The organism is Campylobacter sp. GTC17093, assembly GCF_055397635.1.
This window is the reverse complement of the sequence record NZ_AP038832.1, coordinates 528,772-543,879: the sequence shown is the minus strand read 5'-3', so window position 1 is coordinate 543,879 and position 15,108 is coordinate 528,772. Positions and strand designations below refer to the sequence as shown.

Genomic DNA, 15,108 nt, shown 5'->3' with positions numbered 1-15,108 from the left:
TCTTATAAAATTAGAAGATTTTTTTAAGATTATTTTAAATTTAATTTCTATTTTTATACTCTTCATAACCGAAAATTTTAGACGATAAAATATCACCATTTTTGTTTATTAGATGCAAATCAGGAAGTTTTATTCCATTAAATGTAGTATTTTTAACGATAGTGTAGTGAATTTGATCTTCAAATATAACTTTATCGCCTATATTCAGAGGTTTATCAAATTTATATTCGCTATCTCCTGCATCCTGTCCTACAATATCTCCAGAAAGGCATGTATTTCCGCCAAATCTATACACATATTCACCATTTTTGCTTTCGTTTCTAATGGCAGGTCTGTAAGGCATTATCACAGTATCTGGCATGTGGGCTTCAGCAGATGTATCAAGGATAGCGATATTTGCTTCATTTTGTACGATATCAAGTACACTAGTTACAAGATATCCTGTTTGCCAGCCGACAGCTTCGCCAGGCTCTAAGTAAACTTCTACGCCGTATTTTTGCTTAAATTTAGTTATTAAATTTATTAGAAGCTCTATATTGTAATCTTTTCTTGTGATGTGATGACCACCACCAAAGTTTATAAATTTCATCTTTCTTATAAACTCGTCAAATTTTTCTTCAAATTCATTTAAAACTATCTCTAAGCTTTCACTACTTTCTTCGCAAAGTGCGTGAAAATGTAGTCCTTCTATGCCATCTAAAAATGAGTTATCTTTTTGTAAAGCTAAAAGCAAATTTGCTTTTGTCATACCAAGACGGCTGTATTTTGAGCAAGGATTGTAACTATCTGTTGGTGAAAATGAAGTTTCAGGATTTATTCTTATGGCCAAGTGAAGGGAATTTTTTAAAGCTTTTGTTTTAAATTTAGTTACTTGGTTAAAGCTATTAAAAACAATATGGTTTGAAATTTTTATAATTTCATCAAAGTCTTCATCTTTAAAAGCTGGAGAGTAGGTGTGTATCTCGCCATTTTTTATAAACTCTTGTGCGTATTTTGCTTCGTGTAATCCACTACAAGTAACACCATTTAGATATTTATCAATATAAGGCATTGCTAGGGAAAATGCAAAACCTTTTAATGCGCAAAGCACTTTCGCACCACTTTTGGTAGATATTTCATTTAAAAGCTTTAAATTTGATATAAGTTTTTCTTCTTCGCATACATAAGCTGGGGTTCTTATCTCATTTATAGTCATTTTGAGCCTTTAAATTTGAAAATATTTTGAAATTATCTCGTTTTAGCACTTTGAATTTACTTATACAAAAAAACTATATAAAAGAAGCCAAATAAAATTTATATTACAAATTTTTATATATAATATTTTCTAGAAAGGTTATAAAATGATACTAATCCACGCAAGAGGCGATGAAAAAATAGGTATTGGAAATCTCTCAAGATGTTTTGAACTTTTTAAATTTCTTTTTGATAAATATGAAGTTATGGCAATTTTTGAGTGTAATGATGAACTTTTTAAAAGATATGAGTATAAAAATGTATTCAAAAGTGCAGATGTAAATAGTTCTTTAAACCTTTTAAAAGAGCTAAGGCCAGAAATTTATATATGTGATTTGCTTGATGCAAATAAGGATTTAAGCGATTTTTTACGCAAAGAGTGTGAGGTAAAAAATATCATTCATTTTAACGGTGTTGAGCATGGTTTTGAACCTGACGTGCTAGTTGTGATGGATGGATTTGATTATGAAGTTAAAAATGGAAATTATCAAATTTACCGTGGCTTTGAATATTATATCATTTCGCAAGATTTGCTAAAATACCGCAAAAAAGATACTCATATAGATATCATAAAAAATGTTTTGATAAGTTTTGGAGGAGCTGATCCTGCAAATTTCACGGAGTATTTTGTAAACATTATAGATGATGATAAATACCACTACACTATAGTTCTTGGTCCAGCAATGAGCAAGGAGCGAAAAGAAAAAATAGCAAATATCAAAAAACCAAATATAAATTATGTAAATAGTCCAAAAAGTCTTATAAATTTGCTTTTGCAAAATGATATCTTGGTAACTCTTGGGGGAATGAGCACATATGAAGCCATGGTGCTTGGTGTGCCCGTTGCTTGTGTTAGGTGGAGTTATTTAGAGTATTGCGTAGCAAATTTTGCTAAACTTGGTATGATAAATGATCTTTTTAGCATAAATGAAGCGTATGAGAGTTTAATAAATTTAAAAATTGCCGATGTAAACAAACGATGTGCTTACGCTCGTAAACTTATAGATGCAAGCGCATTAGACAATATAGAAAAAATCATAATCCACTTAAAAGGACAGATGTGATAAAGATAAATGATAAAATTATCTCAAACGACGCTCCTGCTTTCATCGTAGCTGAAGTTGGCGCAAATCATAATGGGGATATAAACTTAGCAAAAGAAAGTATAGATGCTGCAAGCCAGTGTGGCGTGGACGCTGTGAAGTTTCAAACTTATACAGCCGAAGAACTTCTTTCAAACAAAGACATGCAATACACATATAAATACGGCAACAACAAAGAAATTACGCAAACATTAAAAGAGATGTTTGATATGGTGACATTTAAGAGGGAATTTCATAAAGAAATTTATGACTACGCCGCTAAAAAAGGACTCATTTGCTTTTCTACGCCTTTTAGTCTTGAGGGTGTAGAGTTTTTAGAAACGCTAAATAATCCTATCTATAAAATCGCATCTTCAGATGTAAATTATGTAGATATGCTTGAAGTTATAGGTAGGTTACAAAAACCTGTTTTTCTTTCAACAGGCAAATGCACATTAGCTGAGATGGATATGGCTATAAATTTGCTTGAAGAAAATGGCACAAAAGATCTTTGCTTACTTCACTGTGTGACTAATTATCCTTCAAAAATGGAGCATATGAACTTAAATGTAATCAAAACCTTAAAACAGATGTATCCACAGTGTGTCATAGGATTTTCTGATCACTCTCTTGGTATAACTGCAACTCTTGGAGCGGTTTGTTTTGGGGCAAAAATCATAGAAAAGCATTTTACGATAGATAAAAATTTAAAGGGACCTGACCACTGGTTTAGTATGGATCCAATTGATATGAAAAATATAGTTAATGAGGTTAGAAATTTAGAAATTGCTTTTGGTGATCAAAGAAAGCTTTTGCCGCAAAATGAAGTACCTGAAAAACATTGGGCTACAAGATCTTTACATCTAAAAAGAGATCTAAAAGCAGGAGATATAATTACAAAAGATGATCTTGATATGCTTCGTCCAGGATATGGCATTTCGCCATTTGATAGGGATAAAGTTATAGGACTTAGGCTAAGCAAAGATGTAAAAAAGGGCGAGGTTTTAGAGTGGTCACACTTCCAGATATCATAGTTTGCAATGATAATGAGGTTAAGATAAATAGCTATGTGCTAAAAAAAGGCGAGTTTAGCGTAGTTATAGATCCAAATAATTTTGAAGAAATTTCTAAAGTCATAGATAAAACGAAATTAGAATATATTTTCGTTACACATGAACATTTTGATCATATTTTAGGAGTTGATAAACTTCGTGAGAAATATGGCGCAAAAGTTATAGCGCAGCAAAAAGCAAGTCTAAATTTTGGCTCAAGCTCTAAAAATATGTCCAAATTTTCAGAACTTATTTATAAATTTATGAAAGCAAATAAAATAGTAAATAGAGGAGAAGTTATTATAAAACCAGCTGATACTGTTTTTGACGACAAATTTATATTAAATTGGCATGGTTTAGAGTTTAAGTTTTTTCACACGCCAGGGCATAGTGATGGATCGTGTGTGATAATCTTGGATAAGTTGCTTTTTGCTGGAGATTCTTTATTTAGCGGATATGTAGAGCCATTTTTTTTAAACTCAAAATGCAAAAAAATCTATGAGAGTGTTTCGGTGCCGTTTTTTAAAAGTTTAGATAGAAATTTACTTGTAAAACCGGGGCATTTTAAGGAATTTTTACTATCAGAAAAATTTCAGTAGTTTTTATAAAATTTGATTATCCTAGGAGATGAGGTAAGCTTTTCAAAACCTAGACGCTCATAAAATTTTATAGCGTGCTCGTTCTTGTAGCTCACAAATATTTTTTTTGCTAAATTTGAAGTATCGCTAAAAAGCTTACTCATAAGTAAAAAAGCACCGTTTTTTCTATACTCTTTTTTTGTAGCAATATAATCTATTACAATTTGTCCTAAATTTTTGCTGAAAATTAAAACACCGCTTATCTTGCCACCATAAACATCTAATAAAATTTCATTTTTTGCTATTTTTTCTTTTATGTCATTTTGCGAGATGTAAATCATCCAAGTATCACCAAAAAAATATGATAAAAACTCATGTATATCTTTTGCCAAGTTTTCACCTTTTGTATAGACTATGTCTTTATCGTCAAGTGGATTTTGTATAGGCTTTTGATTATACATTAAAAAGAGTGCATCTGCTGTTTTAAAATGATTTTGGTTTAAAAAGTTATCAAATTTAGCGAAATCTTCTTCTTTTCTTGCACTTATCTTGCAAACACAGCTAGGCAAATTAAAGTTTTTACTATCATTGTTTATAAAAAAAGTAAGAGCGTTTTGCTTAGTATATATAAAAAAGTTATTTTCATGTTGAGTTAGTAAAAGCTCATTTTTTTCTAGTTTATCAAAAAGTTCGTTTGGCAATATAAGATTGTTGTGAAGCTTAAAGCTGTTAGAAAAGCTAACTTTAAAATTTTCTAATATTTTATTTTGATTCACAAAATCCTCTTTATATCATTGTTTGAAGTTTTTTTCTATCAATCTTCCCATTTGCATTAAGCGGCATTTCATCAAGACAAATAAACTTAGTTGGTAACATGTATTTTGGGAGCTTATCGCGAAGTTCTAGCAAAATTTCTTTTTGTGAAGCTTTGGTTTTTGACTCGTATATTAAAATGATATTACTGTTTTCTTTATCATATAAAGTGCATGCATTGTCTATATTTTGCATGGCTAAAACAGCGGTTTCTATCTCTCCTAGTTCTATACGGTATCCCATGTGCTTTATTTGAAAGTCTTTTCTACCTTTATAAAACAATTCTTTATTTTCGTTATAATATGCCAAATCTCCAGTGCGATATATTTTTTCTGGATATGCTTTATTTAGTGGATTTTGCACGAAAGACTGTGCTGTTTTTTCTGGATTATTATAATATCCTAAAGCTAAAGCACTACCCTTGATACAAAGCTCTCCTACAATATCTGCCTTATCGATTAAATTATTATTTTCATCTAATATAAATGCTTGCATATTTTTACAAGCTTGTCCTATTGGCAGTAATTCTTCATCATTAAATTTTCGCTCTATTTTATAATGCGTGCACACAACTCCAACTTCTGTTGCGCCACCAGTATTTACATAAATAGTATTTGGCAAATGTTTTTGCCAGTATTTAAGATGCTTGGTTGGCATTAATTCTCCGCCACACCACACGCTTTTTATTTTCAGGTTACTGTTTTTAAGTAGATCTAGTTTGGATATATTTGATAGTATAGATGGTACCCAAAATACAAAATTTATATCTTTTTGTTCTAAAAATTCAATAAGTTTAGCTGGAAACATAAATAGTTGTTCATCTATAAGAATGAGCTTACATCCAGTTGCTAATGTCATAAAAATATCTGATGTTGAAATGTCAAAATTTAGGGGGGATTGATTGCCTATTATTAAACTATCATCATATTTATATTCATTAGTTATCCAGTCTATATAATCAATTATAGAGCGGTGAGGTATAGTAACCCCTTTTGGTACGCCAGTTGAACCAGAAGTATTTAAAACATGCAATACATCTGTATCTAGTGATAGGTTGAAATTTGTATCATTAAAAGTTTGATATTCATTTAAATTTATATCATCAAATAAAATTAAATTAATATCAAATTCTTTAAAAAAATTACTATAACTTTTATCTGTTATGATATATTTTATCTGCATATTATTGATAATGGCTTTTATTCTATCTAGAGGATTTTTGACATCAAGCGGGACATAAAAATCACCATTATAAACTATCCCTAAAAATGCTTGTATAGCGGATATACTTTTTGGTAAAAATGTAGCTATTGGCATATTTTTTTTTATGTTTAGTTTTTGCAAATGAGTAGCAATTGCTTTAGAGCTATTTTTTAAATTTGAAAAACTTATATTTGATGATTTGTCTTCTATGGCTATTTTATCTGGAAAATTTGTGGCACTTTTTTCTAAATACTCTAAAATATTTTTTTGCATAATAAAATCCTACTAGATTTTTAAGCTTAAACTTAAGCTATATTTTAAACTTTATAAGCTAAAATTATGCTTATTTCTCAAACTTTCTTTAAATGGAGCTAATCATGGAGTTAGAAGAAAAAATGGAGCTCATAGCTGAGCTTTTGGAACTAGAAGTTAGTGATTTTTCGCCCTCAACTAAACTAGAAGACATAGAGGAATGGGATTCTCTTGCTACTATATCATATGTAGTTATGATGGATGAGAAATTTGGGATTGTTGCAAAACCTGAGGATATTAGAAAATTTAAAACTATACAAGATGTTTTGGATAGCATGAAATAATGATAGATCATATAAAAAATGTCAAAATTTCAGCTGTTTGTTGTGCTGTCCCAGACAGTAGCTTAGAGGCTAAAGATTTTTATGAAGATCTTGGAAAAGATAGTGTAGATAGATTTGTTAAAGATGCCGGAGTAAAACGTAAGTTTTATAGTAAAAAACAAAAAACTATAACTTCTGATCTATGTTTGGCAGCAGCTGAAAAAATTTTTACAGAAAAAAGCATCGATAGAAATAGTATAGATGCTCTTATATTTATCACACAATCTCCTGATTATCCAGATCCGACAACATCAAGCACATTACAATATAGACTTGGTTTAAGTGAAGAGTGTATGGCTTATGATGTAAACTTGGGATGTTCTGGATATGTTTATGGTCTTCATCTTGCGGCTTCAAAACTTCAAAGCGGTTATTTAAAAAGAGTTTTGCTTTTGATTGGCGATGTGCATTCAGATAATCCAAAACATAAAAATTTAAATACATTTTTATTTGGTGACTGTGGATGTGCTACTATTATAGATTATGAAGAAGGTGCTCCTGGATTTAGGTTTGCTTTGCAAACTATAGGAAGTGGCTTTAAAGCTCTTGGCGCCGTAAAGGGTCTTAGATATGAATTTGTAGATAATCCAGATTTTGATCCAGAAATAAATATGGATGGACTTGCTATTTTTACATTTAGTATTACTAGAGTTCCAAAACTATTTAAAAAATTTCTTGAAACCTTTAATACAAATACAGATGAATACGATACAATTTTACTCCATCAAGCAAATAAATCGATGTTGGAAGTTATAGCTAAAAAACTAAAAGTTGATATATCAAAAGTTCCTTTATCTTTAGAATGGTATGGCAACACGTCAGGTGCTAGTATACCAAATGCCATGTGCTATCATTATGGAGAAAATAACTCAAATGAAAATATAAAAATTATAATGTCTGGTTTTGGTATAGGCTTATCACTTGGTGTGGCTGATGCTTATATAAGGCCATCTGATATATTTTCTATCATACAAACTGATATTACTTGGGATGAAGGACGAGAGAAGGTCTTAGATGCAACTCCTAAGGCTTGATAGTAAAAAAATCCTCATAATGGGGGCAACTGGTACTATAGGAAAAGCTACTGCGATCAAAATTAGTGAACTTGGTGCAAAAGTTGTTATAAGCGCTAAATCTGAAGAAAAATTAAATAATGTTTTTTCTTTATTAAATAAAAACGCATCTCATAGATACTTATCTTTTGATTTACAAAATCTATCTCAAATTAGTGATTTTATAAATAAATTAGTAGAATTTGACGGACATAAATTTGATGGACTTGTTTATAGTGTTGGCACTGCTCCGATTATCCCTTTGAAAAATACAACATACGATATTCTAAACAATGTAATGGTTGTAAATTTTTTCTCTTTTGTAGAATTGGTAAGATGTTTTAGTCATAAAAAAATATCCAATCCAAACGCTAGCATAGTTGCTTTATCATCATATTCTAGTATAAACCCTGATATTGGAAGAATCGCGTATGCAGCATCAAAAGGTGCTATGGATAGCAGCATTATAGCAATGGCAAAGGAATTACATAAAAAAAATATACGAGTAAATGCCATTAGACCGGCTGTAGTGGATGATGGTATAAGAGATTTTTCTCCTAGAGTTTTAGATTTAGTTAATATGATGAAAACAGATGCAATAGACCCAAAAAATTTAGCAGAACATATCGCATTCTTATTGAGCGATGCATCAAGCGGTGTTTATGGAAGATGCTTTGATGTCAGGGGTTATTTATGAGCGAATTTAATGGTAAGAAATTTTTAGTTACTGGTGCAAGCTCTGGTATAGGTAGAGAAATAGCTATTCATCTTAGTGAGCTAGGAGCTAGTGTTGTGTTAGTAGCTAGGGATGAAGATAACCTTAAAGAGAGTATTTCTTTAATGATGGAGCCAAATAAACATAAGTATTTTATTTATGACTTAGAAAATATAAATGGTATTTCACAGCTTATAAATAGTGCAGTTAATTTTGATGGTGTTAAATTTGATGGTCTTGTTTATGCAGCTGGTGTTCCTGCTGTTTACCCTATAAAAGTTTTGGATTATGAAAAATTAGATACAGTTTTTAAGATAAATACTTTTTCTTATCTTGAACTTATAAAACAATTTTCAAAAAAACAATTTTCAAATGATTGTGCAAGTGTTGTATTTTTGTCATCATTTTTAGTCCACAACAATCGTGCTAAAGGACAAATAGCGTATCTCATGAGTAAAAGTGCATCTCAATCGCTCGCAAAAACACTTTCATTAGAACTTTTAAAAAGAAAAATTAGAGTAAACAATATACTAGTTGGTGGTGTTATCACTAAAATGGTGGAACAAACAGAAATTATAAGATCTTTGCAAGATGAAAATACTCAAAAAGAGAATTCTCGTGATATTAAAATTCTTAGCACAAGAGAGGTATCAAATATGGTTATATTTCTTTTAAGCAATAGTGCAAAATACATAGTTGGTGAAAATTATTTTATAGATGGTGGTTCTTTTTTATAATTAGTATTTAAGGGTGTAAATATGCAAGATAAAATAAGAGAAATTTTAATAGACATTAGACCAGAATATGATTTTTTAGGAGACGAAAATTTTATAGAAAGTGGAATGTTGGATAGCTTTGATATATTAACTTTAGTTACGGAACTTGAAGAAAAATTCAATGTAAAGGTAGATGGAAGTGAGATTTTAGCTGAAAATTTTGCTAGCATTGAAGCTATTGAAAATTTGATTAAATCAAGCAAAAAGAAGTAGTGAATAAAATATGATACTTTTAGAAGGAGAGTTGTGAAAACTGTATTTCATGGTAAAAAAATTTCAGGTATTTTGACGCTTTTACCAGAAACTGAATATACTTTTGAAGAAGATATGAAATTCAACTCTCTTTCTAGAGCTCAAAACATAAAGCTACAAAAAACTATGGGTTATGATAGGCATAGGATTTTTAAAAATGAGTCTTATGTATCACAAATTGCCGTTTATGGGCTCAAATATATGTTCAAGCGCGGTTTGCTCAAAAAAGAGGATATCTCAGCTATTGTTGTGTCTTCTACTACGCCAGATTTTTTGATGCCTTCAACTGCAAATTTGATAATGGAAGCTGCAAATCTAGATAGTAGTGTATATTGTATAGATACAAATCAACAATGCACTGGTTACACAAATGGGCTTTTGCAAGCCTTTATGCTTTTAAATAATGATAATATGAAAAAAGTTGTGCTTATAACAGGAGATGTAATGTGTAAAAATCCTGACAGAAGCAATACTAGTTCATATCCGTTATCTGGAGATGCGATTTGTATAACTATTGTTGAAAACTCTACTAATAATGAACCTATTTATTTTCACTCTGTTATAGATGCAAAGTCTTACGATGCACTTGTTTATCCAGCACTTGGCTTCAGACCATTAAGTGATTCTGAGAAGAAAAAATTTGCTAGTAATAAGTATGGTAATATTCAAAATTTAGAGTGTATACATATGGATGGACAAGCTGTTTTTCAGTTTGTTATGCAAGATGTATCAAGATATATACTTCAAACTTTAGAATTTGCAAAAATTAGCAAAAGCGACATTGAGTACTATTTTTTTCATCAACCAAACAAATTTATGGTTGATAAGCTCGCACAAAAGATAGGTATGCCAGAGCAAAAGGTGCCTAGTAATGTTGTAACACATTATGGCAACTCAAATAGTTCAACAATACCAGTTTGTATTTGTCATAATGCAAAAAATGAACTAATAAGCAATGAATATAAATGTATGTTAGCTGGTTTTGGTGCAGGGCTTGCATACTCTGGCATTGTTATGAAACTTGGTAAATTTGATTTTTGTGATATGTTAATAACTGAGTTTTAGTAATTATAATTGGTTATTTCATACATTTTATCAAATATTTTTTTAATTTTTGAATTTGAACTATCTTTTAGTGGCACTATCTCTACTGTTTCATAAAAAGAGTCACCATTATCTTGTTGTGAGTGAATTTTATTTATACCAAGTCTAAAAACTCTTGTATTTGCTCTTAAGATTTCATAAAATAAATATTTGATTCCTAAATTTTCGCATATATAATTTAAGCAAATTGTATTAACTACACCACCACCTTCAAATTTATAATCTTCTTTTACAAGATAATCTCCTACATAATATGTATTTGCATCTTGTTGTTTCAAGTTTAATACACCATAGTCTTTTCCATCAACCCTTATCAAAAATGCAAAAAATTTATCTTTTTTTTCTAGGAGTTTATGGTAGTTTTCATGCTCTTCTTGAGATATGATATTTTTATTTTTTGAAAATTTTCGTACGAATTCTTGATTGCGATATTCTAAAATTTTATAGTATTCCTCGTTGTTGAGGTGTAAAAAATTTATGATACTAACTTCGCGTTTTTTCATATCTTTATCCTTTTTATCGCTTCATACATTATCTCAGCTCTTGCCCAATCTTCCATAGTATCTATATCTTGCACTATGTAACGTGGTAAAACTATAGGTATACTATCTTTTCCAAAGAAAATATCTGTTGGAGTTTTAGCAAGATTACTCCAGTAAAATTGACCCGCATCTTGATATGCAACTTCCAAGTCTTGACTTCTTGTATTAAAGTGCTCCTTAAAAAACATTTCACATCTATCATCTTGTGTAATTTTAAACGTTCTTTGTATTGGAAATGGCATAGAAGTGCAAGAAAACGCACTACATGCATTTGAGTTTTTTAGCTTTTCATAGGCAATTTTAAGGTATTTTTCTTGAATGAATGGCGTTGTTGCATAAAGCGTACAGACAAAATCAACCACTTTACCACTGTCTTTTAAAAATTTAATCGCATGTGCAACAACATCTCCTGTCGTTGTATAATCATCGCTTAGTTCTTTTGGGCGCAGAAACGGTACACTTGCACCATATTTAATCGCTATCCCAGCTATCTCATCATCATCTGTTGAGACTATAATCTCATTAAAAAGTTTAGAGTTTATGGCAGCCTTTATGCTGTAAGCTATGATTGGCTGCCCATGAAAATCTTTGATATTTTTTCTAGGGATTCTTTTGCTACCACCTCTTGCTGGTATTATACATACATTCATTTATGGCCTTTTAACCTATTAAAATAGATAAGAAGCGTAAATTTTTACCGTGTTGTTGTCTTTGTCTGATTGATTTCCATTTGGCATAATTATGCTTTCCTCGGTTTTAGCATATTCCCAGTTTGCTTTTAAATTTAAATGCTCATCATATTTGTACATTGCACCAAGACCATATGCCAAAACATCTCCTATTAAAGAACTTTGATTTTTATCATTAGGATTTGCAAAAGATTTGCCAAGATATGGTATGAAAGTGAATTGCTCAACTGGAACAACTATAGCACCAACTACAGTATCGCTATTCCCGCGTCTAGCTACCTGATCTCCACCAAGTGGCATTGCTGTAAATAATGTATCATTTGTACCTTTTCCAAGACCAGCATAGCTATCGCCATCTTTATAACTAGATGTAAAAGCTGTCGCATATCCTAAATTTGATATTCCAAGTGGACCTGTTGCGCTAATACCCCAAACAGCAGAGTCTTCTAGCTCAGATGGCATCATTCTATTTTTGGCAAAAGTATATTGAGCCGAAAGAATATGTCCCATTAGATTATAATCTGCTTGAAAAAATACAGCATCTTTATTATCATCATAACCATCTACTCTTAAATACTGTGCTTGAAGCTTTAAATTTTCTATAGAGGTATTTTTTAAATACACAGTATAAGCACCGTCTTGAGTTAAGTCATATTTCTTAAACTTACCTATATGACCATTGTAATCAGTTGAGTTTTGATATCTATTTATAAAACCTGCGGTAATAGTAGTATCTGGAAGATCTGAGTTAGTTATAGTATATGCCTCAAATGCATCTTTTAGTATAACTTCAGAAGATTTGCCGTTTATTGCCGAGCTTACTAATGGCGTATATATAAACTGTCTACCAAGTTTTAAATTTGTATTTTGAAGTGTATAGTCTACATAAGCTTCAGATAAAGCTAGCCCATTTGCATCTAGACTATCTTTAAATAAATCATTTTTTCTATCGCTATAAATTTTCCCCATAGCTTGAAGTGTTGCGCCAAGTTTTAGACCATAAAAATCTCCGGTTAAAAAACCTATATTACCACCAACTCCAGCCATTTTATCAGCGCTATCATATCCTAAAAGATTAGAATACGCATATTGAGATTTAATTTCTGCTGTAAATTTAGTGTTTTTAATAGCTTCTTCTAACTCTGTAGAAGCATTGGCAAGTAGTGGGTTTGTAAGTACTATAGATGCTAATAGACTTATTTTTATAGTGTTTGACATAGTTAAAATCCTTATTGTAAATAATTATAAATAGCTTTTCATTTTATATTTAAAAATATTAAAATAAGATTAAAATTTAATTAGAATTGTTTTATTGTTGTGATATTGTTTGAAATTGAGTATATTTTACCAAATTTATTTATAAGTATTTAAATTTACTGCCATAAGTTTAAGTTTATGGCAGTATGAATTAGGCTTTATCTTACACCTTAAACTTCCCAAGCTCATTATCTAGTTTAGATGTCATATTTGATAGATGTTCACTAGCACTTGCTATTTCTTCAACACTTCTAGCATTAGCACTAGCAATTGCATCAACTTCTTTTACTTTTTTCATAATGTTTTTAATATTATTAGATACTTCTTTATACTCTTTTACGCTATTTAGATTAGAGTTAATACTTTCTTGAATGATAATAGTATTTTTACTTACTATATCTTCTAAGCTTCTAGCATTTTCAGAAATATCAGTTATATCTTTGGTTGATTCTTCCATTTGAGAGCTTGCATCATTAACTGATTGAACAACTAGGTTTATAGTTGTATTTATCTCATCTAAACTCTTTTGAGTTTTCTCAGCTAGTTTTCTAACTTCATCAGCAACAACTGCAAATCCACGTCCTGCTTCTCCTGCACGTGCAGCTTCTATTGCAGCATTAAGAGCTAGAAGATTTGTTTGATCTGATATATCATTTATAACAGTTAAAACAGTTTTAACCTCTTCAGTATTTCTACTTGTTTGATTTAATTTTTGAGATAGCTCTATTTCTTTTTGAGAGATATTACTTAAAACTGCATTTAGTTTTATCATATCATTTTTGATATTCTCTAAGTTCTCATTAGCTTTAGATAGTTCTTTAGCATTATTTTCAGCATTCTCAACAGAAGAGCTTATATCATGAATGATCTGCTCTCCATCTTTTGTTACATTATTTACTACTGCACTTTCTTCTTCAACTTTCTTTCCAACTGCAAGAGATGTTTGAGATAGTTCATTTGCAACTGAAGCGTTTTCAGAGCTAGTTGCTTTTGAGTTTATTATAAGGGTTTGAATCTTTTGTATAAATGTATTTACATCTTTACCCATATTAGCTATTTCATCTTTGCCATTTACATTAAGTCTTTTAGTTAGATCTCCTTCGCCAACTGCAAGGTCTTTTATCATTAAAGATAATCTGCTTAGTGGTTTAAATAAAACTGCTAGTACACTCATGACTACTGTGATGCTTAAGATTATTGCTATGATTGATAAGATTGTTAAGTTACGTAGTTGATTATTAAGGTTTGCATAAGCAACATCTTTGTCAAGTATGGCCATAACTTTCCAACCTGTTGTACTTCCTGTTGAGAAGAAATTAATCCTATTCTTACCTTGTTTATTTTTATATTCTATTATACCTGTATCTTTAGAGTATACTTCTTTTACAACATGAGATAGTTCTGGGAAAAGATCTATATATTTTTTTCCTACAATTTTTGTATCTTCATTTCCTATTACAACACCAGTTCTATCAAGTATTCTCAATGATCCGCCATTTAATTTTGCATTTTTGGCATAATCACTTAAAACCTCAAGAGATATATCAGATCCTATTACTCCTTTGAATTTAGAGTTTTCTAAAATAGGACTTGCTATGGTTACTACCATTTTATTTGTATTTACATCCAAATATGTATCTGTTATAATTGTTTTTCCAGCAGCTTTTACATCTTTATACCAAGGTCTTTGGGTTGCTTTCCATTCTTGTGGTGGAATAAAACCTGTTGCATCAAAAAAAGAATTATCTTCTAGAGCAACATATGTAGTAATTGAACCCATTGAGGTTCTAGCCGATTTTATAAATCTTAAAATATCTTCTTTTTCATTTCCATTAAATTGTGCCACTGCTTTTGCTGTTGAATCATTCACATTTTGGATATTTAAAACAAAATTTCTTATATAATTTAAATTTGTATTTACAGCATCAGTATAAGATTTTTCAATATCGCTTTGTATGATTTGCTTACTGCTTTGATAGCTAACAAAGGTAAAAGTGGCATAGCCAAGTATAAGCAATAAACTAATAGTAGCATAAATCTTTTGTTTAAAACCCATTTCTAATCCTTTAAATTTCGCTAATTTTATTTAACATATAGTATACTATAAAAATAGTTTTTTTGTGAA

General features: G+C 30.4%; 15 protein-coding genes and 2 pseudogenes. 9 read left to right on the top strand and 8 right to left on the bottom strand.

Translation table 11 applies throughout. The features are described 5' to 3' along the window. Positions 1-40: 40 nt before the first annotated feature. On the bottom strand, positions 41-1,195 hold the full coding sequence (nspC, locus tag ACZ5VL_RS02730) for a carboxynorspermidine decarboxylase (protein ID WP_464199677.1): 1,155 nt from the start codon (positions 1,193-1,195) through the stop codon (positions 41-43). Between the two features lie 145 nt (positions 1,196-1,340). Between nspC and ACZ5VL_RS02725 the strand changes: the two genes are divergently transcribed. The 3 genes from ACZ5VL_RS02725 to ACZ5VL_RS02715 are packed head-to-tail and all read left to right on the top strand — an operon-like array spanning position 1,341 to position 3,966. Continuing rightward, positions 1,341-2,297 (top strand): hypothetical protein, encoded by a 957-nt coding sequence (locus ACZ5VL_RS02725; protein WP_464199675.1) that lies wholly within the window; start codon positions 1,341-1,343, stop codon positions 2,295-2,297. Next, positions 2,294-3,349: an N-acetylneuraminate synthase family protein gene (locus tag ACZ5VL_RS02720; protein WP_464199674.1), complete on the top strand. Its 1,056-nt coding sequence runs from the start codon at positions 2,294-2,296 to the stop codon at positions 3,347-3,349. Before ACZ5VL_RS02725 ends, ACZ5VL_RS02720 begins: the two co-directional genes overlap by 4 nt. Next, a complete protein-coding gene (locus ACZ5VL_RS02715; RefSeq protein WP_464199673.1) occupies positions 3,325-3,966 on the top strand; it encodes an MBL fold metallo-hydrolase in 642 nt (213 codons plus the stop codon). Before ACZ5VL_RS02720 ends, ACZ5VL_RS02715 begins: the two co-directional genes overlap by 25 nt. Here the strand turns inward: ACZ5VL_RS02715 and ACZ5VL_RS02710 are convergent. Continuing rightward, entirely contained in the window at positions 3,960-4,721 is a 762-nt protein-coding gene (locus tag ACZ5VL_RS02710; RefSeq protein ID WP_464199672.1) for a GNAT family N-acetyltransferase, read from the bottom strand. The genes ACZ5VL_RS02715 and ACZ5VL_RS02710 overlap by 7 nt on opposite strands. A 10-nt stretch (positions 4,722-4,731) precedes the next feature. Beyond that, complete coding sequence (locus ACZ5VL_RS02705) at positions 4,732-6,234, bottom strand: amino acid adenylation domain-containing protein (protein WP_464199670.1); 1,503 nt, start codon at positions 6,232-6,234, stop codon at positions 4,732-4,734. A 104-nt stretch (positions 6,235-6,338) separates the two neighbouring features. Between ACZ5VL_RS02705 and ACZ5VL_RS02700 the strand changes: the two genes are divergently transcribed. The 6 genes from ACZ5VL_RS02700 to ACZ5VL_RS02675 are packed head-to-tail and all read left to right on the top strand — an operon-like array spanning position 6,339 to position 10,456. Further along, on the top strand, positions 6,339-6,557 hold the full coding sequence (locus ACZ5VL_RS02700; protein ID WP_464199668.1) for a phosphopantetheine-binding protein: 219 nt from the start codon (positions 6,339-6,341) through the stop codon (positions 6,555-6,557). Next, entirely contained in the window at positions 6,557-7,630 is a 1,074-nt protein-coding gene (locus ACZ5VL_RS02695) for a 3-oxoacyl-ACP synthase III family protein (protein ID WP_464199666.1), read from the top strand. Before ACZ5VL_RS02700 ends, ACZ5VL_RS02695 begins: the two co-directional genes overlap by 1 nt. Then, positions 7,611-8,345, top strand: coding sequence for an SDR family oxidoreductase (locus ACZ5VL_RS02690; RefSeq protein ID WP_464199664.1), 735 nt, complete (start codon positions 7,611-7,613; stop codon positions 8,343-8,345). The genes ACZ5VL_RS02695 and ACZ5VL_RS02690 overlap by 20 nt, the downstream gene beginning before the upstream one ends. After that, on the top strand, positions 8,342-9,100 hold the full coding sequence (locus ACZ5VL_RS02685) for an SDR family oxidoreductase (RefSeq protein WP_464199662.1): 759 nt from the start codon (positions 8,342-8,344) through the stop codon (positions 9,098-9,100). The genes ACZ5VL_RS02690 and ACZ5VL_RS02685 overlap by 4 nt, the downstream gene beginning before the upstream one ends. Positions 9,101-9,121: 21 nt before the next feature. Then, complete coding sequence (locus ACZ5VL_RS02680; RefSeq protein ID WP_464199660.1) at positions 9,122-9,352, top strand: phosphopantetheine-binding protein; 231 nt, start codon at positions 9,122-9,124, stop codon at positions 9,350-9,352. Positions 9,353-9,385: 33 nt separating this feature from the next. Then, on the top strand, positions 9,386-10,456 hold the full coding sequence (locus ACZ5VL_RS02675; protein WP_464199658.1) for a 3-oxoacyl-[acyl-carrier-protein] synthase III C-terminal domain-containing protein: 1,071 nt from the start codon (positions 9,386-9,388) through the stop codon (positions 10,454-10,456). Here ACZ5VL_RS02675 and ACZ5VL_RS02670 read toward each other — a convergent pair. The 5 genes and pseudogenes from ACZ5VL_RS02670 to ACZ5VL_RS02650 form a co-directional block, all read right to left on the bottom strand. Further along, positions 10,453-10,998: a hypothetical protein gene (locus ACZ5VL_RS02670; protein ID WP_464199656.1), complete on the bottom strand. Its 546-nt coding sequence runs from the start codon at positions 10,996-10,998 to the stop codon at positions 10,453-10,455. The genes ACZ5VL_RS02675 and ACZ5VL_RS02670 overlap by 4 nt on opposite strands. After that, the gene (pseF, locus tag ACZ5VL_RS02665; protein ID WP_464199654.1) at positions 10,995-11,687 is read right to left on the bottom strand and encodes a pseudaminic acid cytidylyltransferase; all 693 of its coding nucleotides are present in this window, start codon (positions 11,685-11,687) and stop codon (positions 10,995-10,997) included. The genes ACZ5VL_RS02670 and pseF overlap by 4 nt, the downstream gene beginning before the upstream one ends. 18 nt (positions 11,688-11,705) lie before the next feature. Further along, complete coding sequence (locus ACZ5VL_RS02660) at positions 11,706-12,944, bottom strand: hypothetical protein (RefSeq protein WP_464199652.1); 1,239 nt, start codon at positions 12,942-12,944, stop codon at positions 11,706-11,708. Between the two features lie 202 nt (positions 12,945-13,146). Further along, positions 13,147-13,653 (bottom strand): annotated as a pseudogene (locus ACZ5VL_RS02655) (methyl-accepting chemotaxis protein); the annotation flags it as partial. A gap of 399 nt (positions 13,654-14,052) precedes the next feature. Beyond that, positions 14,053-15,039: pseudogene (locus ACZ5VL_RS02650) on the bottom strand (PDC sensor domain-containing protein); the annotation flags it as partial. Positions 15,040-15,108: the final 69 nt, after the last annotated feature.